The organism is Alcanivorax xiamenensis (genome assembly GCF_009846745.1).
GTDB lineage: Bacteria > Pseudomonadota > Gammaproteobacteria > Pseudomonadales > Alcanivoracaceae > Alloalcanivorax > Alloalcanivorax xiamenensis.
Genome location: NZ_AQPF01000003.1, coordinates 218,764 through 242,170, shown reverse-complemented (window position 1 = coordinate 242,170; position 23,407 = coordinate 218,764). Strand labels below are relative to the sequence as shown.

Genomic DNA, 23,407 nt, shown 5'->3' with positions numbered 1-23,407 from the left:
CTGTTCATGCCGCCCCCCTATACTTTCCGCAATCCCGCCTGCCGCAGCCCCGCGATGGCGTGGGTCCATCCATGAGTGTCTCCGGCGGTATTTGCATGACACAGCTGTTCAGCAATAACGATAAGAGCGGGTTGACCCGCGACCTGATCGAAGCTCTGTTTCCCATGTTCGAGCAGGCCAGCGCCGGGGGCATCGCGGTGGATCGGCAGGCACGGATTACCTGGATCAATGCCAACTATGCCTCGTTGCTGGGGATCGAGGATCCGGCGGCGGTGATCGGTGAACCGGTGCGCCGGGTGATCCCGATGACGCGCATGCCGGAAGTGGTGGAAACCGGCCGCCCTCTGTTGTTGGACATCATGGAGTACGAGTCCCAGCAACTGGTGGTGACGCGGCTGCCTTACTTCGATGATGGCGGCAGGGTCATGGGCGCGGTGGCTTTTGTGTTGTACGACGACCTGCAGCCACTGACGCCGCTGGTCAGCAAGTACCGCCGCTTGCACCAGGATCTGGTGGCCGCCCGCAAGGCGTTGGCGAGGAAGAATCGGGGCACCCGTTACAGCCTGGGGGATTTCGTCGGCGCCAGTCCGGCGGCCCTGGAGGTCAAACGCCGGGCCCGCCTGGCCGCGGGTCGGGATACGCCGGTGTTGTTGCTGGGGGAAACCGGCACCGGTAAGGAAGTGCTGGCCCAGGCCATCCACGCGTTGTCACGCCGGGCGGGCCGTCCCTTCGTCGGCGTCAATGTGGCGGCGATACCGGAAAATCTGTTGGAGGCGGAGTTCTTTGGCGTGGCTCCCGGCGCCTACACCGGTGCCGACCGGCGCGCCCGTGACGGCAAATTCCAATTGGCCAATGGCGGCACCCTGTTTCTGGATGAGGTGGGTGACATGCCGCTGGCGCTGCAGGCCAAGCTGTTGCGGGCGCTGCAGGAAGGGGAGATTGAACCTCTGGGGTCCAACAAGGTGGCGCCAGTGGACGTGCGGGTCGTCGCCGCCACCAGTCGTAATCTGGAAACCATGATGGCGGAGGGCCGCTTCCGCTCGGATCTGTATTACCGGCTCAATGTGCTGGAGATCACCATCCCGCCGTTGCGGGAGCGCCTGCCCGATCTGGGCGTGCTGTGCGAAGCGATCCTGGAGGATATCGGGGCGGGTCTGGAACTGCGTGCCGAGATCACCGATGCCGCGGTGTCGGCTCTCAGCGGTTATGACTGGCCCGGGAACGTTCGTGAGCTGCGAAACGTGCTTGAACGGGGGCTGACCATGGGCGAGGAAACCGGCCTGTTGGACGCCGATGCCATCTTCAAGGTGTTGCCGCGCAAAAGCGGCCGCCTGCAACCGGTGGGGGCGGCGCATCCGGCCCGTCCGTTGGCCCAGGTGCTGGCGGAGGCGGAACTTCAGGCGATCGAAGCGGCGCTGGTGGCCTGTCGTGGCAATCGTTCCCGCGCGGCGCGGATGCTGGGGATTTCCCGCTCGGCCCTGTATGAAAAGCTGAACAAACTGTCCTGATATCAGGACAGATGTTCTTTTTTCAGGACAGATTCGTTCGACGTTTGTCTGGCTTTGTCCGGATTTCAGGACATTTTTCCCTGGAAGGATCAACTGGGAATCTCTATCTCTTTGTTTTGTAAAGGTTTTTTTGTCTGGCACGGTGCCTGCTAGTTGGTGTGCGCGGAAGGTGGGAACAACCACCAAGACAATCGCACAACAACAAGAAGGATTCTCTCCATGTCGATCAAGCAACAGCTCTCGAATCTCGGACGTGGCGCCACTTTCGCGGCTCTGATGTCGGCAAGTCTGATCAGCGGTCAGGTGGCGGCGGAGGAAAAAATACGCTGGCAGGTACCACTGGCTTTTCCTTCCCACCTGGTCGGCCTGACCACTCCGATCAAACACCTCTCTGACAATCTGAAGGCGATTTCCGGCGGCGACATTCAATTGCGTTACTACGAGCCCGGCGAACTGGTGCCGCCATTTGAAATCATGGACGCCGTGAGCGAGGGTAAGTACCCGGCGGGCTACACCTGGGTCGGCTACGATCAGGGCACCATTCCGGCTCTGCCCCTGTACTCCGGAGCGCCGTTCAATATGGAACCGCCGGCCTATCTGGCCTGGTATTACGAAGGTGACGGCAAGGCGCTGCTGGAAGAAATTTACGACGAGCGCAACATCCACCCGATGCTGTGCAGCATCATCGGTCCCGAGGGCGCGGGCTGGTTCGCCAAGCCGATCACTGAACTCAAGGACATCGACGGACTGCGGATCCGCTTCGCCGGTATCGGCGGCAAGGTGCTGGAAGAACTGGGGGCCTCGGTCACCATGATCCCGGGCGGCGAGCTGTATCAGTCGCTGGAACGCAAGACCATCGACGCCACTGAGTTCTCCCAGCCCGCCATCGACAAGATGCTGGGCTTGGATCAGATCATAAAGAACTACGTAATGCCGGGTTGGCACCAGACCCTCACCACCTCCCATTTGCTGGTGAACAAGGACGCCTGGAACAAGCTCAAGCCGGAAAGCCGCGCCTTGATTGAAATGGGCTGCGAATCCGCTGTTCTTAAAGGGTTTGCCCAGAGCGAATGGGCGCAGCCCTCCGCCCTGCGCGAATACGAGAAGGAAGGCGTAACCGCCCAGACCCTGCCGGAGCCGGTGCTGCGCGAATTGGAAAAGGTCACCAACAAGGTGCTCGATGACATGGCCGCCAAGAACCCGATGTTCAAGCGCGTGCTCACCAGTCAACGTGATTTCATGAAGCACCACGCCATCTGGCACAGCAAAGGGTATCTGCCGCGGGACTTCTATCAGTACGACTGAGCAGTACCACTGACCCGAACCGGATAACCCCGGGGCAGGCACTGTCCGGTGCCTGCCGACGTCATTTGCTATCCGATGCAGAGGTGATCGTGACCGACAAGCCCGTTTCTCCCGCTGCCGCCACTCCCGCGGCCAATGCCTTGCCTTACAACCGGTTGTCCTGGCGGCTGGATACGTTCGTGGCCGGAGTGGGGCGTCTGTGCTCCTGGCTCTGGCTGGCCGTCCTGGCGGTGGTGTTGAGCAATGTGTTCAGCCGTTTCGTGATGAATGAGGGCTCCATCGCCCTGGAAGAATTGTCCTGGCACTTATTCGGCGCCGCCATGATGTTGACCCTGGGCTACGCCGTGGTGCGGGACGATCACGTCAGAGTGGATGTGTTGCGGGAAAAATTTTCCCTGAAAGCCCAGGGGTGGATCGAACTGGTGGCCATCGTCCTGCTGGCCCTGCCGATTCTTTATTTGATGATCGACGCGCTGGTGCCCTACGCCTACAAGGCCTACACCTTCAGCGAGCGCTCCCAGGCCCCCAGTGGGCTGTCGCACCGGTTTATTTTCAAAAGCGTTTTGCCTCTGGGGTTGATGCTGGTGGCCGTGGCGTTGTTCTCCCGGGGATTGCGCTGCGCCACTTTCCTGTTCCGTTTTCCTCGTCAAATCCAGCCCGGCACGGATGAACACGATGGTGCTCATCCCCACCCTTGATCGAGAGGCACCACTATTATGGGTCTGGAACAAACTCTGGTTATTGCCATGTTCGCCAGTTTCATGGGGTTGCTGCTATTGGGCTTCCCCGTGGCCTGGGCGCTGGCGGGCGTGGGACTGTTGTTCGCTGTCATTGGCAGTGTATTGATTCAGTATTTCGACGCCGATCTCTGGTTCACCTGGGCCGGAACCATCGGCGTGCTGGATGCCCGCATATACGGCATCGTGGCCAATGAACTGATGGTGGCGCTACCGCTTTTCATCTTCATGGGCATCATGCTGGACCGCTCCGGCATCGCCGAGAAACTGATGCACAGTCTGGTACGGGTACTCGGGCCGTTGCGCGGCGGGTACGCGATCACCGTGGTGGTGGTGGGCATTCTGCTGGCGGCGTCCACCGGCATCGTCGGCGCTTCCGTGGTGTTGTTGGGCATGTTGTCGCTGGGACCGATGATGCAGGCCCAGTACAACAAATCGCTGGCCGTGGGCACCGCCTGTTCGGTGGGCACCCTGGGTATTCTGGTGCCGCCGAGCATCATGCTGGTGTTGATGGCGGATCGCCTGGGTACCTCCGCGGCTTCCGTCGGCAAACTGTTCATGGGGGCCTTGATCCCGGGCATGATGCTGGGGGCGATGTACATCCTCTACATCATCACCGCATCGTGGTTGAAGAAGGATCTGGCGCCAGCGCCGAAACATCAGGAACGTCTGGACGGGCGCGCGGTCCGGGATCTGTTCTTGTCGGTGGTGCCGCCGCTGGCGCTGATTATTGCCGTGCTGGGCTCGATCTTTTTTGGTATCGCCACCACGACGGAAGCGTCTGGCGTGGGCGCGGCGGGGGCTCTGTTGATGGCGTTGCTCAGCCGGCGTCTGAATATGACGGTGCTCAGGGACGCGCTCTATCAAACCAGCCGTACCACGGCGTTTATTTTTGGCATCTTCATCGGCGCCACGGTGTTCGCGGCGGTGCTGCGCGGATTGGGCGGCGATGATGTCATCCGCGCGGCGATCACCGGTTTGCCGTTCGGCACCACCGGTATTGTGCTGACCATTCTTCTGGTCACGTTCCTGCTCGGTTTTTTTCTGGACTGGGTGGAAATCACCTTGATCATTCTGCCGCTGGTGGCGCCGGTGGTGTTCTCCCTGGGCGTGGAGCCGGTGTGGTTCGCCATTCTGTTCGCGCTGTGTCTGCAGACCTCGTTTTTGACCCCTCCGGTGGGCTTCGCGCTGTTCTATATCAAGGGCGTGTGCCCGCCGGGGATCACCACGCGCCATATCTATCTCGGTGTATTGCCGTTCATTCTGTTGCAACTGCTGGGGTTGGCGCTGGTGTTCTGGTTCGAGCCGCTGGCCACCTGGCTACCCAACGAAATCTACGGCGGGCCTTAGGGCACCTCTGACAAACACCCCTTCATCCCGGGCTTGACCCGGGCTCTCCCTCCGCAGGGCGCGTGGCTCCGTGGAAGGAGATGCCGGATCGAGTCCGGCATGACGTTTTTTAATAGGAGAAATGAATGAGCAAGATGGAAGATTCCCCGATGGTCTGGTCCCCTTCGGCGGATACCCTGGCCAACTGTCAGATGGGACGTTTCAAAACATGGCTGGAAACACGGGGGTTTGGCCCCTTTGCCGACTATCACGCCTTGCATCAGTGGTCGATTGAGGAATTGGAGTCGTTCTGGCGGCAGCTGTGGGACTATTGCGGGCTGATATGCGAGGTGCCGGCCAAGAGGGTGCTGGGAGGTCATGGCATGCCCGGCGCCGAGTGGTTTCCCGGCATGCGCATGAACTTCGCCGCCAATCTGCTGCGTTTCGCGGAAGGAGAGCACGCCGCCCGTGAGGCGGTGGTGGCCTATTGCGAAACCCGGCCGGTATTGCGCAAGAGTTATGCGCAACTGAAGGCGGATGTGGGGGCTCTGGAAGCCTTTCTTCGTGCCCGGGGCATTGTTCGGGGGGATCGTGTCGCCGCGGTGGTGACCAACGGTTATGAAGCTCTGGTGGGGATGCTGGCGGCCACCAGCCTGGGGGCAATCTGGAGCTCCGCCTCCCCGGACTTCGGCACCGGCGCCATCCTGGATCGCTTTAGCCAGATTGAACCCGCCGCCCTGATCGTGGTGAACGGTTACGGCTACGGCGGCAAGGTATTCCCGCGTCAGGAGGACTTCGCCGGGTTGATCAGGGAACTGCCGGGCTTGCGTTGCGTGGTCAGCGTCGAACAACTGCCGGATCAGCCGGCCGTGGCCGGTGATCTGGTCACCTCCTGGCCAGCGGCGCTGGCCGAGGGCGAAGGCCAGGCCCCATCGTTCACGCCGCTGCCGCCGGATCATCCGGTGTACATCCTTTACTCCTCCGGCACCACCGGTAAACCCAAGTGCATCGTCCATGGCGCCGCCGGGTTACTGGTCAACCATGCCAAGGAATTGATGTTGCACGGCGATGTCGGGCCGGAGGACCGTTTCCTCTATTTCACCACGTGCGGCTGGATGATGTGGAACTGGCAGGCTTCAGCTTTGCTTACCGGTGCGGCGGTGATCACCGTGGACGGCTCGCCCGGTTATCCGGATCTGGACATGTTGTGGCACCGGGTGGCGGACGAACGGGTCACTCACTTTGGCACCAGTGCGCGCTTCCTGGCGGGATGCCGCAAGGCCGGGCTGGCGCCGGCGAGGACGCTCGACCTGTCCGCTCTGCGCGTGTTGTTCTCCACCGGATCGCCGTTGCTGCCGGAGGATTATGACTGGGTCTATGCCGATGGCGCGCCCGGTGTGCTGCTCGGTTCCATCGCTGGCGGCACCGATATCTGCGGCTGTTTTGTCGGCGCCACGCCGCTGTTGCCGGTGCGCCGGGGGGAGATCCAGTGCCGTTTCCTGGGCGTGGACGCGGCGGCTTACGGGGACGACGGCGAACCGGTCAGCGAAGGTCGGGGTGAACTGGTATGCCGACAGCCGTTGCCGTCCATGCCGGTGGCGTTCTGGGGTGACCCGCGGGGCGAGCGTTATCGTGCCGCCTATTTCCAAACCTTCCCCGGGGTCTGGGCACACGGCGATTTCATTCACTTTACCGAACACGGCGGCGCGGTGATTCACGGTCGTTCCGATGCCACTTTGAATCCCGGTGGTGTGCGTATCGGCACCGCGGAGATCTATCGTCAGGTGGAAACCGAGGGGCGGGTCAAGGACAGTCTGGTGGTGGGGCGTCAGATCGACGGTGATGTGGAAGTGGTGCTGCTGGTGGTGGCGAATGACGACGGGGAACTGAGCGAGGAACTGATACAGCGTCTGCGGGCAAGGATACGCACGGGGGCCAGCCCGCGTCACGTTCCCAAGCACGTTATCGCGGTGCCGGATATTCCCTATACCCGCAGCGGTAAGAAGGTGGAACTGGCGGTGGCCGCGCTGCTCAACGGTGCCGCCCGTAGCGATAATCGCGATGCCCTGGCCAACCCGGAGGCACTGGATCGGATTCGTGACCGGTTGCGTCAGGCGAACCTGCTGGAAGATCGCGGCTCGTGAGCCGCTGCTGTCCCACAACTCGCTGGCACGCTTACACGCCAAACCCATGACCCGCTTACGCGGCCTTGTAGACATGAATCCGCACTGTATTCGCGAGCAAGCTCGCTTCCCACGGGGGACCTACGAAGTCGCTGTGGGAAGCGAGCTTGCCAGCGAATCCGCGTGCGGGCGTGTCAGCGTCCGACGTCTGGCGCCATTCCAAAAACCATGGGAAAACAGTGGCCCGCGGATCGCGATGTCGGCCTGCATTCATCCTGGTCGTTACCGAGGATGACGCTCCAGACCGGGAAGGTCGCGCAGTGTCTGCTCCAGCCAGTCGACGAAGGCCCGGACCTTGGATGAGCGGTGTCGGTGGTGCGCATACACCACCGACACCGGGCTCGGCACCGGCCGATAGTCCGCCAGCACTTCCACCAGCTCGCCGTTGTCGAGATGGGGGCGGACGCTGTACAGCGGCACTTGCACCAGGCCGAAGCCGGCCAGGGCGGCACTGATGTAAGCCTCTGAATTGTCCACGGTCAGGCACCCGTCCGGTTGGCACTCGTGGACCCGGCCGTGCTCGGTGTATTCCCAAGGCAGCGGCCGGCCGGTGCGGCCGGAGTGATAGTTGACCACCTGGTGACGGGAAAGGTCTTGTGGGGTTGCTGGTGTGCCGTACCGGGCCAGGTAAGTGGGCGAGGCGCAGCTGATCTCGGTGAGGTAGCCCAGACGACGGGCCACCAGGCTGGAGTCGGATAACTCACCTACGCGCAGCGCGCAGTCCACGCCTTCCTGGACCAGATCCACCAGCCGGTCGTTGATGCCCAATTCCAGGTGAATGTCCGGATAAGTCTCGGAAAACGCCATCAAACGGGGCAGGATCACCAGCCGTGCCGGCCGGGCCGGCATGTTGACACGGAGCCGCCCGGCCGGTCGGTGGCCGTCGGTGAACAGCGCCTCGGTGTCCGCCAGTTCCTCCAGCAAGTGAAGGCTGCGCTCGTAGTAAGCGCTCCCATCCAGAGTCAGGGACACCCGCCGGGTGGTGCGGTGCAGCAACTGGACACCAAGATGGTCTTCGAGTTGCCGCACCGCCGTGCTTACCGTGGCTTTGGGCAGTGACAGGGTTTCCGCGGCCCGGGTGAAATTACCGGCTTCCACCACCCGGACAAAAATTTCCATGGCTCGCAGACGGTCCATGAGACGATCGCCACTGTTCAGAAATGATGAACAGAGTTAATCACGAATACCTGTTTATCGGCCAGGATTGAACGAACACACTTTGCCGGTCTGTTTTCTTTCATTGCAAAGAACCTATCCGTCGAGGAGTTCGAAGATGCAACAACGACGACTGGGCCGGGACGGTCCGCTGGTCTCGGCTCTGGGCCTGGGCTGCATGGGCATGAGTGACTTCTATGGTGATCGGGACGACCGGGAATCCATGGCCACCTTGCACGCGGCTCTGGAGAAGAACGTCACCCTGATCGATACCGCCGACATGTATGGACCGCACACCAATGAAGAACTGGTGGGGCGCGCCATCGCCGGCAAGCGTGATCAGGCCTTTCTGGCCACCAAATTCGGCATTGTCCGCGATCCCTCGGATCCGCACGCCCGTGGTATCAATGGCCGCCCGGATTACGTGCGCCAGTCCGTGGAAGGCAGCCTGCGCCGTCTGGGCGTGGACACCATCGACTTGTATTACCAGCACCGGGTGGATCCGCAAGTGCCGATCGAGGACACCGTTGGCGCCATGGCCGATCTGGTGAGGGAAGGGAAGGTCCGCTACCTGGGATTGAGCGAGGCGGCGCCGGAAACCCTGCGCCGGGCGCAGGCGGTCCACCCCATCAGCGCGTTGCAGAGCGAATACTCGCTATGGACCCGTGATCCGGAAGACGGGGTATTGGGTACCTGCCGTGAGCTGGGCATCAGCTTCGTCGCCTACAGCCCGCTGGGCCGGGGATTCCTGACCGGCGCGATCCGCTCGCCGGGGGATTTCGAGGAAGGGGATTTCCGTCGCCACAACCCACGTTTCCAAGGTGAGAATTTTCAACGCAATCTGGACCTGGTGGATCAGGTGCATGCGCTGGCGGAACAGAAACAGGTGCTGCCATCGCAGCTGGCGCTGGCCTGGGTACTGGCCCGGGGTGAGGATGTGATCGCGCTGTTCGGCACCAAACGCCGCCGTTATCTGCGGGAGAATCTGGCGGCGCTGGAGGTGCGGCTGAGCGACGACGAACTGGCGCAACTGGATGCGATCTTTCCCCGCCACGGTGCCGCTGGCGAACGTTACGGCGAGGAAGGCATGCGCACCGTGGGGAACTAGGGCCTTGTTCACACTACTTGCGTCCCGCCTGCTTGCCCTTTTTGCTTCCAACTAGGCGGGATGCAAGTAGTGTGAGCAGGCCCTAGCGGGCCGAGGCGGTTCCGGGTTCTGGTCCGTTGGCCGGACAGCCTTCATCCAGCAGCCAGTCGTGGAAGTCGGTGACGATGGACCGGGGGGAGGCGCGCTCCGGGCTGACGATGAAGTAATGGAATCGGCAGGGCAGCGCCACTTCGCTCAACCGGCGCAGGGTGCCCGAGGCCAGCTCCGTTTTCACCAGTTCGGGGCAGACCAGCCAGGCGCCCTGGCCGGTCAGGGTGGCCTCCAGAGCCAGCAAGCCGTTGCCAAAGTGATGCTCGCGAGCGTCGGCGGGAAAAGGTTCGCCGGCCGCTTCGCACCATTCGCGCCAGCCGAACCGCTCGCTGGAGCGGCCAGCGGTATTGTCGGTAAGCAGGGCGCCGTTATCGAGTACTTCGGTGATGGTGTTCCGGCCCGCTCCGGGGGCGGCCACCGGTACCAGGGCCACTTCCAACAGCGGTGAACTGTGCATGTCGGGATATTGGCCGTAGCCGAAGCGGATGGTCAGATCGATGCCGGCGCGGGAAAAGGCGGACGCGGTGACCGGTCCGCCGGGGGCGGTATCCACGGAATGCAGACTGGCCTGCAGCCGCACTTCCGCCTCCGGGTGGCGGGCGTAGAAGCGGTGCAGGCGCGGCACCAGCCATTTGGTGGCGAACAGCGGCTCGGCGCACACCGTGATGACGTTCCGGGCCTCGCCCTGGCTGCGCAGTTCATCGACGGCATCGACCAGCGCGGCGAAGCCGTCCTGTAACCGGGGAAGGATGCTCAGGGCCGTCGCCGTGGGCGTCACCCGGCGATGGTGGCGAATGAACAGAGCGACTCCGAGTTGTTCTTCCAGGGCCTTGATCTGATGACTCACCGCCGCCGGGGTCACACTCAGTTCCTTGGCGGCGGCGGCGAAACTGCGGGTGCGCGCCGCCACCTCGAAATAGGCCAGCGCCACCAGTGGTGGCAGGCGCCGCATGAAGCCGGCGGGCAAAGAGGTCCGGGTGTGCTCGTTCATCCGTTTAGTATTGCCATTGCGCCGACCGTTTGTTGAGGAAGGCGTCGATCCCTTCGGCGGCGTCCGCTTCCATCATGTTCCGGGCCATCACCTCGCCGGCGAAACGGTAAGCCTCGTCCAGGGGCAGTTGCCGTTGCCGGTAGAACATGGCCTTGCCATGGCGGATCGCCGCCGGGCTTTTTTCCATGATCGACGCGGCCAGGGCGGTTACCGCGCCGTCCAGTTCCGCCTCTGGCACGGCTTGATTGATCAATCCCCAGTCGGCGGCGGTGGCGGCGTCGATGAAGCGCGCGGTCACCAGCATCTCGAAGGCACGCTTGGCCGGGACATTGCGGGACAGCGCCACCGAAGGCGTGGAGCAGAATAGCCCGGCATTGATGCCGGATACAGCGAAACGGGCGCTGTCCGTGGCCACCGCCAGATCGCAACTGGCGACCAGTTGGCAGCCGGCAGCGGTGGCCACGCCCTGAACGGCCGCGATCACCGGTACCGGTACCGCCAACAAGCTTTGCATCACGCCGCTGCAGGTGGCGAACAATTGTTGGTAGTAGTCCTGCTCGCCCAGATGCCCGTGCATCTGACGCAGGTCATGGCCGGCGCAAAACGCCTTGCCCGCCGCCCGCAACACCACGCAGCGCAAGGTCTCGTCGTTGGCCAGGGCATCCAGTTCGGTTTTCAGCGCCGCCAGCATCTCCTCGGACAAGGCGTTGTAGTGGCGGGGCCGGTTCAGGGTCAAAGTGACCAGGCCATCCTGGTCTTCTCGCAGTATCAGAGGGGCATTGAGATCGGCTTGCGCGCTCATCACGATTCTCCTTGTTTTGCGTTATCCGCTCAGGCTGCCGCGGACTGGGTGCGCAGGCGCACCTTGGTTTTCAGCGAATTGCCGATAAAGCAATTGCGGTGGGCGCCGGCGTGAATGCGTTGCAGCTCAGCCGGTTCCGGTGTCTGGCCGCCGGCGAACTCGATAGCGGGTTGCAATTCCACCCGGGTCACCGCCAGTCGGCCTTCCTCGTTCTTTTCCAGAAAGCCCACCGGCGTGTCCCGGTAGCTCTCCACCTGGTAACCCTTGGCATCGGCGATGGCGAGGAAGAACAGCATGTAGCAACTGGACACGGAGGTGATCAGCAGCTGCTCCGGGTCGGCGCAGTTGGCGTCGCCCTGATAGTCCACCGCGGCGGAGACCCGTATGGTCTGGTCGCCATTGAGGGTGGCCAGATGGTTGCGGGAGTAGCTTCCGCCGCCGTCCGGATGGGCGGCGCGAGTCCAGGCAATGGCGGAATGGTGTTCTGACATCGGCTTTGCTCTCTTGTTAAATCGGGCTGGATTCGAAACAGGCCGGGGTGCCCCGGTGAGCATTACCATTGCATCAGCCCTGCTTAATGAAAAGCGATGTTTTCTAGGGATTTGACATAGTCAGGCTAAGTCAAAAGAGGGGCGCCAACCTGGAAGGCGGTTGGCGCCGTGGGTCAGTCTTCCTGATTAAAAGCCCGCCAGGTGTCGACGGCCTTGCGTGTCACCACCGGGCCGGCAACCCGGGTCAGGCCGCGGCGCAGAGTGGGGCTGGCGGCGATCGCCACGCCAGCGGTGAAGGCGCCGATCATCAACAGTCCGCTATTCCGGCGCGCCCACTCCAGAGTTTGATCGCCCACCAGAGGGCGCAGGCCGGACTCCAGGACGCTTTCCGTCGGGCCTGGCGCCGGCGGTGGCGCTTCATCGCGGGCCGGAGCGGGCCGATTGGCGCGAACCAGTCCGTAGCCGAGCGCGCCGGCCACCACCAGCAAACCGGCGCCGCTGATAAGCGCGGCCAGGGCCGCGCCCAATGGCGGCGTCAGCGCGATCCAGGCCGCCGCTGTCAGGCTCAACAGCCCCGCCAGACTGATCAGCGTGATCAGCCAGACGATTGCATTGAGACCGAACAGCCCGGCCAGCTTGCCGCGCAGTTTTACACTCAACGGCCGAACAGCTTGCCGAGCAGCAGGCCCACGCCGAACGCCGTGAGCACGCTGGTAAAAGGGCGGGCCTTGATCTCCTCTCCCAGATGCTCGGCTTGCCGGGACGCGCTTTGGCGGGCACCTTCGAAGGTCTCGCGGGCGCTGTTGAGATGTTCCTGCGCGTGTTCCTGAGTGGATTGCTTGACTGCGTCGGCCAGGGCTTTGAGGTCCCGGCGCAACTGCTCAAGGTCTTTTTTCAGGGCTTCGGTTTCCGCTGATTGGCTCATGACGCCTCCTTGGTATCTACCGTGTTCCGACATGAACAACGAAGCTTCAGCATATAGAGCACATGGCCATGGCGCCTAGAGGGCAGGCCGTTAAAAATGCAAAACCATCGGGTTTCTTGATCCGGCTCACGAGCGGGCCGGGAATGGCGGGTCGTGAGCCGCTGCCTCACCGTTTCCCTCAAACCGAACTACGAAGCCGCTGTGGGAGCTTTTATGGTGCCCTGCAATGCTTCCTTGCAAGCGAATAGGCTTTCGGGCCCAAGAGATTCGCTTGCAAGCAAGCTTCCCACAGCGGCTTCGTGGCAGGCTTTGGATTTGGCGTGCCGGCGTGGTCCGTGTAAGCAGACAGTCCCTTATTACAGCGCCAGCTTGCGAATCACCTCATCGGTGAATTCCGTGGTGCTGCTGCGTCCACCCAGATCGGGGGTGACTTTGTCCCCTTCGCCTACCACCGTGCGCAGGGCATTGCGCAGGCGTTCGGCCTCGCTGTTGAGATCCAGATAGTCGAGCATCATGGCGGCGCCGAGCATCAGGGCGGTGGGGTTGGCGACCCCCTTGCCGGCGATGTCCGGGGCGCTGCCGTGCACCGCTTCAAAGATGCCCTTGTCTTCTCCGACGTTGGCGCCCGGTGCCAGTCCGAGGCCGCCCACCAGGCCGGCGCAGAGATCGGAAAGAATATCACCGAACAGGTTGGTGGTGACGATGACGTCGAAACGGTGAGGGTTCATCACCAGTTGCATGGCGCAGTTGTCGACGATCATTTCCTCGTGCTCGATATCGTCGTATTCCTTGGCCACGCTGCGTGCCACATCCAGGAACAGCCCGGAGGTGGACTTCATGATGTTGGCTTTGTGCACCACGGTGACTTTTTTGCGGCCCAGCCGGCGCGCGGCTTCGTAAGCGAAGCGGATCAGACGCTTGGATTCCTTGCGGGTGATCACGCTGCGCAACTCGGCCCGTTCGCCGTCGTCGCTGACCATCTGGCCTTCACCGGAGTAAATGCCTTCGATGTTTTCACGCACGGTGAGGATATCGACATTGTCGTAGCGGGAGCGGACACCGGGGATGGAGAGGGCGGGGCGGACGTTGGCGAACAGGTCGAAATATTTGCGCAGGGTAACGTTGACCGAGCGGAACCCCTTGCCCACCGGGGTGGTGATCGGCCCTTTCAGTGCCACCGGGTTCTTGCCGATCATGTCGAGGGTTTCCTGGGGGACCAGGTCCAGGCCCTTGTCCAGGGCGGTTTGCCCGGCGATGGCGTAGTCATAGGCCAGGCCGCAGTCCAGAGCATCCAGGACTCGAACGGTGGCATCGACGATGTCCGGGCCGATGCCGTCGCCCGGGATGATGGTCACGCGTGTTTCCGCCATGGTTTCCTCTCCTTCTGGTCTTTTGGAATGCAGAAAAGTTGTGGTGGGTCCATTGCCACGTTGTGGGTGGGAGGACCTTCGTGGTCGGACACCGGGGTGGGTATCCGGCCGAGCTGTCCGGGCCGATAGGCGGGAAGCTTAATTCGCGCCCTATATGGGGGCGGGATGGTTCTGATTCAAGCAGAGGCCCGCCGGGGGGCCGGCAAGCGGACCGCCTAGTGTATTCAAGTTCCGTGCCGTGACGAAACCGTGTCAGCATGGACAATGGTGCAGGGCGGGGGCGCTGGAATGGGGCGGGCACGGCGGGTGGCCCGGTGAGTGTGCACCGGGCCGGGGCGGTTTACTGTTTGAACAATCCCCGCGCGCCGTAAGGCTCGCTGCGCAGATACTGCGGGGAGGCCTGGGCCGTGGCGCCGAGACGGGCGGCGGCGTGCCACGGCCAGCGCGGGTTATACAAGATGCCGCGGGCCAGGCCGACGGCATCCGCCTGACCGGACGCCAGCAGCGTTTCCGCCTGTTCCGGTTCGGTGATCAGGCCCACCGCGATGGTGGTCAAACCGCTTTCAGCCTTGATGCGCGCGGCCAGGGCGGTTTGATAGCCGGGGCCGACGGGAATCTTCTGCGCCGGTGTCAGGCCACCGCTGGAAACATGGATGAAATGGCAGCCGCGTGCTTTGAGGGCTTTGGCCAGTGCCACGGTTTGCTCCAGGTCCCAGCCGTCCGCAGCCCAGTCGGTGGCGGAGACCCGCACCCCCACGGCCATTTCCGGCACCGCGTCGCGTACCGCCTCGAACACCTCAAGCAGCAACCGCATGCGGTTCTCAAGGCTGCCGCCATAGCGGTCCTGGCGCTGGTTGGAGAGCGGCGACAGGAACTCGTGCAGCAGGTAGCCATGGGCGCCATGAATCTCGATCAGATCCAGACCCAGACGGTGCGCCCGCTTGGCGGCGGTGACGAACGCTTCGATCAACTCGCCGATGTCATCTTCGGTGAGCGGCTCCGGCGCTTCTTCACCGGCCTGGAAAGGCAGATCGGAAGGCGCGCGGGTGCGCCAGCCGTGGTCCTGATCCGGTTTGATCTGGGCACCGCCTTGCCAGGGGCGCAGGGTGGACGCTTTGCGGCCGGCGTGGGCCAACTGAATACCCACCGGCATCGTGGACCAGGCACGCACCTGGTCGAGCACGGTTTTCAGTGCGGCCTCGTTGTCATCGTTCCATAACCCCAGATCCTCGGGGCTGATGCGCCCTTCCGGTCGCACCGCGGTGGCTTCCAGAATCAATAGCCCGGCACCGGACTGCGTCAGCGTGCCCAGGTGGATGGTGTGCCAGCTGCTGGCGTTGCCGTGTTCCGCCGAGTATTGGCACATCGGCGCAATGATGATGCGGTTGTCCAGGGTCAGAGGGCCCAGGCCAAGCGGTGTGAACAGATGATTCATCAACCTCTCCGGGAACAAAACGGGACGGGGCAGGGGCGGCGTGGCGCCCCTGCCCACAAAAAACGGACTCAGGCGGGGGCGCCAACGGCTTCGCCGCTCAGCAGGCTCTGCACATGGGCCCGTGGCGGCGCGCCGAACATGCGGCTGTATTCGCGGCTGAACTGGGACGGGCTTTCGTAGCCCACCCGGTAGCTGGCGGTGGCCGCTTCCAGGCCTTCGCTGAGCATCAGACGACGCGCCTCGTGCAGACGCAGCTTCTTCTGGAACTGCAGCGGCGACATGCGCGTCACCTGTTTGAAACTGTGGAACAGGGACGACTCGCTCATATTGACCTGGTCGGCGAGATCGCGAACCCGCAGCGGTTGGGTATAGCGATCCTTGAGCAGGGCGATGACCTTGGAAACCCGGTGGGACTGGCTGTCCGCGGCGGCGAACTTGCGCATGCGCGCGCCCATCTCGCCGATCAGGGCGCGATACAGGATCTCACGCCGGATCAGTGGCGCCATGATTGGCACATCGGCGGGCTTGTCCAGCAATTCCACCAGCCGGGTGGTGGCGTCCAGCATGGCGGTGTCGATGGGGGCCATGCACAGGCCGCAATTGATCTCCGGGCAATGATCCTCGTCACTCAGCGCCTCGCCCAGTTCGAACACCAGATCCGCCACTTCCTGGGAATCCACATCCAGGCGAATGGACAGAAACGGCTCTCCGGGGCTGGCCACGTTGATTTGCCCGAGCACCGGCAGATGGACCGAGGACACCAGGTAACTCAAGGGGCCATAGACGATCTCCCGGTCACCAAGCCAGATCGTCTTGCTGCCCTGGACGATGACGCACAGGCAGGGTTCATAGATGGCTGAGGTGCATTGCGTGGGTGTGTCGGCCCGGCCCAGATGCAGACCCGACAACGAGGACTCCTCGATGCCATCCTCCGGGGAGTGCCGCAGCACGGTTCGGGTCAACCGGGAACGGAGCTGATCGAGTTCGTTGTCCTGCCCGGACGATGCAAAAGAAGAAAAGGAGTGATGCGCCACGATAGTGCCCTCCGTGTGTTTGCCCGCAGTATACGCACTGCCCGTGACCGGGTAAGCGTGGCCTCCGGAATGCTGCAGGATCGTGCAATTACTGTGGAGTAACAAGCAATTTCAGGCAAGCCGGAGGGATTGTCATGGTGATCCGCGACAATCCGGAATCTAGCCTGATCCGGGTTGGGGCAGGGCCTGCATGACATCGAGCCAGTGTCGGTTTTATGACGCGGCAATATGGTGCAAAGCCCTTTGTTTCAACAGCCTTGTCCTTTTTTCGGTGTGAGGGGTGGGCTGCGTGATGCTGTTCTCACTTGCCGGATAGTGGGGCGTCGGCTCAGTCCGGGGTCTGTCCTGTCTGACTGCCTGATTCTGTGCGCCTCACAGAATCAGGCAATTATTCCGCAGTAAACGGATATCACCTGCTGGCCGTGGCGCCCTATGGTATTGGCCGTGGAAGGGACCCGCCGCCAAGGGCTGGCATGGCCCCGTCAGGCGGCAAGCGGGGGCCGCCGACCCGCGTCGCTGTCGAATAGGCCGTGCCTATGTCGACCATCGGTAAACCCATCAAGAAACGCCGTTGACCTCAACATTGGTTGAGGAATTAATGTTCGCGGCCAGGGGAAGAACGAGCCTGATGCCCGGGGCATTGCCCGTTTGACCTCTCTTGGTGGTGCCTCGTTATTGACTGACGGTCAGTCAGTTTTATAGTTTTGAAAATGGGAACCATTATCAATTGAGAGCAGGCGTATTGCCTGCAAGGCCCGAACAGCAGGAGCGAGCGCAACATGGATTCAATCAATACCCATTACGCCAGCGGGGGAGAGCTGATCATCGGGCTCGCCCTCCTACTCATGGTGGCCGTTGGATTGGCCGGCTGCGATGCTCGTGGCGAGCAGGAGCAGGCGCAAATGCCGCCGCCGGCGGTCAAGGTGGCGAAGGTGCTGGACGATCCGGTGACCCTCTGGGATGACTTCACCGGCCGGGTGGCAGCGCCGGAAACCGTGGACCTGCGTCCCCGTGTCAGCGGCTACATCGATAAGGTGAGCTTCGAGGAAGGGGAACTGGTGGAACAGGGCGATGTGCTGTTCGTCATTGACCAGCGCCCTTACCGTGCCCGTGAACGGGCCGCCGCCGCCGACCTGGCCCAGGCCCGCAGCCAGTATCAATTGGCCAGGAGCGAGGCCTCCCGGGCGGAACGGCTGGGGGGCAGCCGCGCCATCTCCCGCGAGGAATACGACCGCCGCGCGTCGGCGATGGTGTCGGCGCGTGCGGCCATGAATGCCGCCGAAGCGGCGCTGGAAACCGCCCGTCTTGATCTGGAGTACACCGAGGTGCGCTCTCCGATCACCGGCCGTGCCGGCCGCGCCATGGTCACTCGCGGCAACCTGGCCAACGCCGATCAGACTCTGCTGACCACACTGGTGTCGGTGGATCCGGTGTACGTGTACTTCGAGAGCGACAGCGATTCCTACCTGCGCGGCCGGGAGCTGCTGGGCAGTGGCGAGGACACCGAAGTGCGTATCGGCCTGAGCGGTGAAAACGGCTATCCGCATCGCGGCAAGGTGGATTTCATCGACAACCGCCTCAACGCCGGCACCGGCACCTTGCAGTTCCGCGCCGTGGTGCCGAACCCGGACGGCTATTTCAAACCGGGGCAATTCGCTCGGGTGGAACTGCCCGCCGAGCGTCTCGACACCGCGTTGCTGATTGACAGCAAAGCGCTGCTTACCGATCAGGATCGCCGTTACGTCTACGTGGTGGACGATGAGAACAAAGCCTCTCGCCGTAACGTCGACGCTGGCCGCACCGTGGATGGCCTGGTGGTGATCCGCGACGGCCTGAAGCCCGGTGAGCGGGTCATCGTCAACGGCGTGCAGAAAGTGTTCATGTCCGGCATGCCGGTGGCGCCGACCCTGGTGGAAATGCGCGTGGCGGCCACCCAGGAGCCCGAGGTGGCGGCGGCGCCCTGATCAACTGACACCGGTATAACTCAAGTCCATGGATCGAGCGCGCTCAGCGGAGCGCGCCAAGAGGGCATTGCTGTCCCATAAATTTTGATGGTTCTGACGTTTGACCGCGGAATCCATGGCCGTGGCCAGTCTATTGGTCTTGGAGATATGAAGTCGCGCTGCATTCGCTGCCAAGGCAGTTTCCCACAAAGGAAGCTACGGAGCCGCTGTGGGAAGCTGCCTTGGCAGCGAATCAGCGAATCAGCGAATCAGCGTGTAGGCGTGCCAGCGTGTTGCGTGTAAACCGCCTGTTCCACATCTGTGGGACACTAGTGGCCAAGAGGGTACTTTTGTCATGAATTTCTCTCGTTTCTTTGTCGACCGCCCGATTTTTGCCGCGGTGCTGTCGATCATCATCCTCGCGGTGGGCGCGATCTCGATCCCGCTTTTGCCGATCAGCGAGTATCCGGAAGTGGTGCCGCCTTCGGTGGTGGTGCGCACGGTATATCCCGGTGCCAACCCCAAGGTGATCGCCGAAACCGTGGCGACGCCATTGGAAGAAGCGATCAACGGCGTCGAGGGCATGATTTACATCAAGTCGGTGGCCGGCTCCGACGGCGTGTTGCAGATGACCGTGACGTTCAGTCCCGGTACCGACGCCGACGACGCCACGGTACGGGTGCAGAACCGGGTCAGCCAGGCGCTGGCGCGGTTGCCCGAGGACGTGCGACGCCAGGGGGTGACCACCCAGAAACAGTCTCCCACCTTCCTGATGGTGGTGCATTTGACTTCGCCGGACGGTCGTTACGATACGCTCTACCTGCGAAACTATGTGCGGCTGCACGTGAAGGACGTGCTGGCAAGGATCCCCGGGGTCGGTGACGCGCAGGTGTTCGGTGGTGGTGACTACGCCATGCGGGCCTGGCTGGACCCGGACAAAGTGGCTTCCCGGGGGTTGACCGCCGGCGATGTGGTGCGCGCCATTCGTGAACAGAACGTGCAGGTTTCCGCCGGGCAGCTCGGTGCCGAGCCGATGCCAAGCAGTGACTTTCTGACGTTGATCAACGCACAGGGCCGTCTGCGGACGGTGGAAGAGTTTGGCGACATCGTGCTGAAAAGCGGGGACCAGGGGGAGATCGTCCGGCTCTCGGACGTTGGCCGTTTGGAGTTGGGGGCAGGTGATTACACCCTGCGCTCGCAGCTGGACGGTAACGATGCCGTTGGCGTCGGTATTTTCCAGTCGCCAGGTGCCAATGCTCTGGAGATCCGGGATCAGGTCATCGCCGCGATGGATGAATTATCCACCCGTTTTCCGGAAGGGGTGAAATACGAGGCGGTGTACGACACCACGATTTTCGTCCGGGATTCCATTCACTCGGTGGTGAAGACCCTGCTTGAAGCGATATTGCTGGTGGTACTGGTGGTCACGCTGTTCCTGCAGACCTGGCGTGCCTCGATCATTCCGCTGCTGGCGGTGCCGGTGTCGGTGATCGGTACCTTCGCGGTGCTGCTGATGCTCGGTTACTCCATCAACACCCTGACGCTGTTCGGGCTGGTGCTCGCTATCGGCATCGTGGTGGATGATGCCATCGTGGTGGTGGAGAACGTGGAGCGGAACATCGAGGATGGGCTCAGTCCGCTGGCCGCCGCCCATCAGGCGATGAAGGAAGTGTCCGGACCCATCGTCGCCATCGGTCTGGTGCTGTGCGCGGTGTTCATTCCCATGGCGTTTTTGTCCGGAGTCACCGGTCAGTTTTATCGGCAGTTCGCGGTGACCATCGCCATCTCCACGGTGATTTCCACCATTAACTCCCTGACCTTGTCTCCGGCGCTGGCGGCCATGTTGCTGCGCGGTCACGACGCGCCGAAGGATCGGCTGACTCGCATCATCGATGGGCTGTTCGGTTGGTTGTTTCGCCCCTTCAACCGGTTCTTCAACAGCAGCTCCGAGAAGTACCAGAGCGCGGTGGGGCGCTCATTGAGCCGGCGCGCGGTGGTGTTCATGGTCTATCTGGTGTTGTTGGTCAGCACCGGGTTGATGTTCAAGGTGGTGCCGCCGGGCTTCATTCCGACACAGGACAAGCAGTATCTGATCGCCGGCGTGAAACTGCCGGAAGGCGCTTCACTGGAGCGTACCGACACGTTGCTTAAAACAGTGACGGACATCGCCATGGAGACCGAGGGCGTGGCCCACTCGATCTCGTTCCCCGGGCTCAATGCGCTGCAGTTCACCAACACCTCCAATACCGGCCTGGTGTTTCTGCCGCTGGATCCATTCGATCAGCGTGAACGTTCCGCCGAGGAAATCAACGCCGAGATCAACGGCAAGATTTCCGCCCTGAGCGAGGGGTTCGCGTTTTCCTTCATGCCGCCGCCGATTCTTGGCCTGGGTAATGGCGCCGGCTATCAAATGTTTATCGAGGACCGGGGCGGCCTCGGGTATGGCGCTTTGCAGAATGCGGTCAGCGCTTTCCAGGGGGCGATCTCGCAAACTCCGGGCATGACGTTCCCAATCACCAGCTACCAGGCCAATGTGCCGCAGTTGGACGCACTGGTGGACCGTACCAAGGCCAAGGCGCAGGGTGTACCACTCACTGGACTGTTCGACACCTTGCAGACCTACCTGGGCTCCACTTACGTCAATGACTTCAACCGGTTTGGCCGCACCTGGCAGGTGATTGCCCAGGCCGACGCGCCGTTCCGCGACAGTGTCGAGGACATCGCCAATCTGCGCACCCGCAACGAGCGCGGCGAAATGGTGCCGATTGGTTCCATGGTGAATATTCGCCAGACCTTCGGTCCGGATCCGGTGCTGCGCTTCAACGGCTACCCGGCCGCGGATCTGGCTGGCGAGGCCGATCCGAGAGTGCTGTCCTCGGCTCAGGCCATGGATAAGCTGACGGAACTGGCGGATCAGATCCTGCCCAATGGTATGAGCTTCGAGTGGACCGATCTCAGCTATCAGCAATATACCCAGGGCAATGCCGCTTTGGTGGTTTTCCCGCTGGCAATCCTGTTGGTGTTCCTGGTGCTGGCGGCGCTGTATGAAAGCTGGGTGCTGCCATTGGCGGTCATCCTGATCGTGCCGATGTGTATGCTCTCCGCGCTGATCGGTGTGTGGTTCGGCGGTGGCGACAACAACATCTTCGTGCAGGTCGGGCTGGTGGTGCTGATTGGTCTGGCCTGTAAGAACGCCATCCTGATCGTGGAGTTCGCCCGTGAGCTGGAGCTGCAGGGCATGGAAACCGTGAAGGCTGCTCTGGAAGCTTGCCGCCTGCGTTTGCGTCCGATCATCATGACGTCCATCACGTTCACCGCGGCGGTGGTGCCGCTTGTGTTGGGGACTGGTGCTGGCGCTGAAGTGCGGCAGGCGCTGGGTACGGCGGTGTTCGCAGGCATGATCGGTGTCACCCTGTTCGGATTGTTCCTGACACCGGTGTTCTATGTTGGCCTGCGTAAACTCGCCGGGCCGCTCAAGCACTCCCACGCTTCCACCATGGACGGCGAAGCCCACGGTCATTCAGGAGAAAGCCATGCATAAGTATGTCCTGAGCGTTGTGCCTCTGATGTTGGCCCTGGCTGGTTGCGCGGTGGGACCGGACTATCAGGAGCCGGAGACGTTGTTACCGGAACGGTTCGTTGGCGCCGACCAGGTGCGGCCTTTCGATGAAGACGCTGAACGCCGGTTCTGGTCCGGCTTCGACGATCCGTTGCTGGCGGACCTGATCGATCAGGCCCTCAATGCCAACCATGACTTGCGCGCCGCGCTGGCGCGCTACCAAAGAGCGGAAGCGCTGTTACGCGGCGCCCGCCGGGAGCAACTGCCGAGCGTCACCATCAATGGCAGCGCCGCCGAGCAACACCTGGCGGAAGTGGAGCAGAACCCTCCAGGTGGCATGGAGCGGGTGGAACTGTACCAGGCCGGCGTTGCCGCCGGCTGGGAGCTGGATCTGTTCGGGCGTCTGCGGCGGGCCACCCAGGCACAGGCGGCGGAGCTGGATGCCGCGGAAGCGGATCTGGGCGCCTTGCAGGTGGCCATGGCCGGCCGCATCGCCAACAGCTATTTCCAACTGCGCGGTCTGCAGCAACAGCTGCAGGTTGCCCGCCGCAATGTGGAAAATCAGCAGCAGGCGCTGGATATCGTTCAGGCTCGCATGGAAGACGGCAACGCCACCCGGCTGGACGAAGCCCGGGCCCGTGCCCAACTGGAAGTCGTGCGGGCCACCGTGCCGGAACTGCAAACCGCGATTCGGACTTACATGTACCGTATCGCGGTGCTGACCGGGCGCACCCCGGACAGTCTGGTGACCACCCTGACCGAGCCCGGTGACCTGCCGGCGCAGATTCCGGATCTGGCCACTGGCACGCCGTCCGGTGTGTTGCGCCGGCGCCCGGATATCCGCGCCGCCGAGCGTCGCGTGGCCGCCGCCACCGCCCGCATCGGCGTGGCTACCGCCGACCTGTTTCCGCGCTTCACCCTGGAAGGGCTGATCGGCAGCGTCGCCTCCCGTGACGGTGACCTGTTCAGTGGCCCGGCGGAAAGTCGCCGCGTTGCCCTGGGCGTGGACTGGACCTTCCTCGACTTTGGCAAGGTCCGCTCGCGCATCGACGCCGCCGATGCCGAGACTCAGGCCGTCATCGCCGAGTACCAGCAAGCCGTGCTGTCGGCACTGGAAGAAACGGAAACCCAACTGGTTCGTCATCAGCGGGCCCGTGAACGCACCGAACTGCTGCGCCACGCCACGGACGCCGCGCAACAGGCCGCCGAACTGGCCCGCTTGCGTTACCGGGAAGGTTTCATCGGTTTCTTCGAAGTGCTGGACAGTGAGCGGGAGCTGATGGACACCCGCGACGCCTTCATCCGCAGTCGCACCGAAGTGACCCTGGCGATGGTGGATCTTTACCGTGCTTTGGCCGGTTCACCGGTGCCGTCGGAGCAGAATCCGGCAAGAAGAAGCGCGGCTCGTTGATTGCCGGTATGATGTGACACGTATGGAAATA

18 protein-coding genes are annotated in these 23,407 nt (G+C 62.7%); 9 read left to right on the top strand and 9 right to left on the bottom strand.

Annotated features, from left to right (window positions below; translation table 11 throughout):
• The first annotated feature begins 95 nt into the window (after positions 1-95).
• The 5 genes from A6D6_RS03915 to A6D6_RS03895 all read left to right on the top strand — a co-directional run bounded on the left by A6D6_RS03915 (position 96) and on the right by A6D6_RS03895 (position 7,023).
• Positions 96-1,508: a sigma-54 interaction domain-containing protein gene (locus A6D6_RS03915; RefSeq protein ID WP_159659994.1), complete on the top strand. Its 1,413-nt coding sequence runs from the start codon at positions 96-98 to the stop codon at positions 1,506-1,508.
• A 219-nt stretch (positions 1,509-1,727) separates the two neighbouring features.
• A complete protein-coding gene (locus A6D6_RS03910; protein WP_159659993.1) occupies positions 1,728-2,813 on the top strand; it encodes a TRAP transporter substrate-binding protein in 1,086 nt (361 codons plus the stop codon).
• Between the two features lie 89 nt (positions 2,814-2,902).
• On the top strand, positions 2,903-3,511 hold the full coding sequence (locus A6D6_RS03905; protein WP_159659992.1) for a TRAP transporter small permease subunit: 609 nt from the start codon (positions 2,903-2,905) through the stop codon (positions 3,509-3,511).
• Positions 3,512-3,529: 18 nt separating this feature from the next.
• Positions 3,530-4,900, top strand: coding sequence for a TRAP transporter large permease (locus A6D6_RS03900; RefSeq protein ID WP_133491685.1), 1,371 nt, complete (start codon positions 3,530-3,532; stop codon positions 4,898-4,900).
• 125 nt (positions 4,901-5,025) lie between these two features.
• A complete protein-coding gene (locus tag A6D6_RS03895) occupies positions 5,026-7,023 on the top strand; it encodes an acetoacetate--CoA ligase (RefSeq protein ID WP_159659991.1) in 1,998 nt (665 codons plus the stop codon).
• Positions 7,024-7,284: 261 nt separating this feature from the next.
• On the opposite strand, the gene A6D6_RS03890 is transcribed toward A6D6_RS03895, so the two are convergent.
• Entirely contained in the window at positions 7,285-8,199 is a 915-nt protein-coding gene (locus A6D6_RS03890) for a LysR family transcriptional regulator (RefSeq protein WP_159659990.1), read from the bottom strand.
• A gap of 136 nt (positions 8,200-8,335) precedes the next feature.
• On the opposite strand from A6D6_RS03890, the gene A6D6_RS03885 reads away from it, so the two are divergent.
• Positions 8,336-9,325: an aldo/keto reductase gene (locus A6D6_RS03885; RefSeq protein ID WP_159659989.1), complete on the top strand. Its 990-nt coding sequence runs from the start codon at positions 8,336-8,338 to the stop codon at positions 9,323-9,325.
• Between the two features lie 82 nt (positions 9,326-9,407).
• On the opposite strand, the gene A6D6_RS03880 is transcribed toward A6D6_RS03885, so the two are convergent.
• The 8 genes from A6D6_RS03880 to A6D6_RS03845 all read right to left on the bottom strand — a co-directional run bounded on the left by A6D6_RS03880 (position 9,408) and on the right by A6D6_RS03845 (position 16,463).
• Positions 9,408-10,406, bottom strand: coding sequence for a LysR family transcriptional regulator (locus A6D6_RS03880; RefSeq protein WP_159659988.1), 999 nt, complete (start codon positions 10,404-10,406; stop codon positions 9,408-9,410).
• 4 nt (positions 10,407-10,410) lie between these two features.
• Positions 10,411-11,208, bottom strand: coding sequence for an enoyl-CoA hydratase (locus tag A6D6_RS03875; RefSeq protein WP_159659987.1), 798 nt, complete (start codon positions 11,206-11,208; stop codon positions 10,411-10,413).
• Between the two features lie 29 nt (positions 11,209-11,237).
• Positions 11,238-11,699, bottom strand: a complete 462-nt coding sequence (locus A6D6_RS03870) for an OsmC family protein (RefSeq protein ID WP_133491691.1) — start codon at positions 11,697-11,699, stop codon at positions 11,238-11,240.
• 173 nt (positions 11,700-11,872) lie between these two features.
• The gene (locus A6D6_RS03865) at positions 11,873-12,358 is read right to left on the bottom strand and encodes a hypothetical protein (RefSeq protein WP_133491692.1); all 486 of its coding nucleotides are present in this window, start codon (positions 12,356-12,358) and stop codon (positions 11,873-11,875) included.
• Positions 12,355-12,624 carry an ElaB/YgaM/YqjD family protein gene (locus A6D6_RS03860; protein ID WP_133491693.1) on the bottom strand — a complete coding sequence of 90 codons (270 nt, stop codon included), beginning with the start codon at positions 12,622-12,624 and terminating at the stop codon, positions 12,355-12,357. The genes A6D6_RS03865 and A6D6_RS03860 overlap by 4 nt, the downstream gene beginning before the upstream one ends.
• A gap of 356 nt (positions 12,625-12,980) precedes the next feature.
• Positions 12,981-13,994: an isocitrate dehydrogenase gene (locus tag A6D6_RS03855; protein WP_133491694.1), complete on the bottom strand. Its 1,014-nt coding sequence runs from the start codon at positions 13,992-13,994 to the stop codon at positions 12,981-12,983.
• Between the two features lie 340 nt (positions 13,995-14,334).
• On the bottom strand, positions 14,335-15,429 hold the full coding sequence (locus A6D6_RS03850) for an NADH:flavin oxidoreductase/NADH oxidase (protein WP_133491695.1): 1,095 nt from the start codon (positions 15,427-15,429) through the stop codon (positions 14,335-14,337).
• Between the two features lie 68 nt (positions 15,430-15,497).
• Positions 15,498-16,463 (bottom strand): AraC family transcriptional regulator, encoded by a 966-nt coding sequence (locus A6D6_RS03845; RefSeq protein WP_166643040.1) that lies wholly within the window; start codon positions 16,461-16,463, stop codon positions 15,498-15,500.
• Positions 16,464-17,308: 845 nt separating this feature from the next.
• Between A6D6_RS03845 and A6D6_RS03840 the strand changes: the two genes are divergently transcribed.
• From A6D6_RS03840 to A6D6_RS03830, 3 genes are all read left to right on the top strand, one after another.
• Entirely contained in the window at positions 17,309-18,427 is a 1,119-nt protein-coding gene (locus tag A6D6_RS03840) for an efflux RND transporter periplasmic adaptor subunit (RefSeq protein WP_439647235.1), read from the top strand.
• Positions 18,428-18,761: 334 nt separating this feature from the next.
• Positions 18,762-21,947 (top strand): efflux RND transporter permease subunit, encoded by a 3,186-nt coding sequence (locus A6D6_RS03835; protein ID WP_159659985.1) that lies wholly within the window; start codon positions 18,762-18,764, stop codon positions 21,945-21,947.
• On the top strand, positions 21,940-23,376 hold the full coding sequence (locus A6D6_RS03830; protein ID WP_159659984.1) for an efflux transporter outer membrane subunit: 1,437 nt from the start codon (positions 21,940-21,942) through the stop codon (positions 23,374-23,376). The genes A6D6_RS03835 and A6D6_RS03830 overlap by 8 nt, the downstream gene beginning before the upstream one ends.
• The last annotated feature ends 31 nt before the right edge of the window (positions 23,377-23,407 follow it).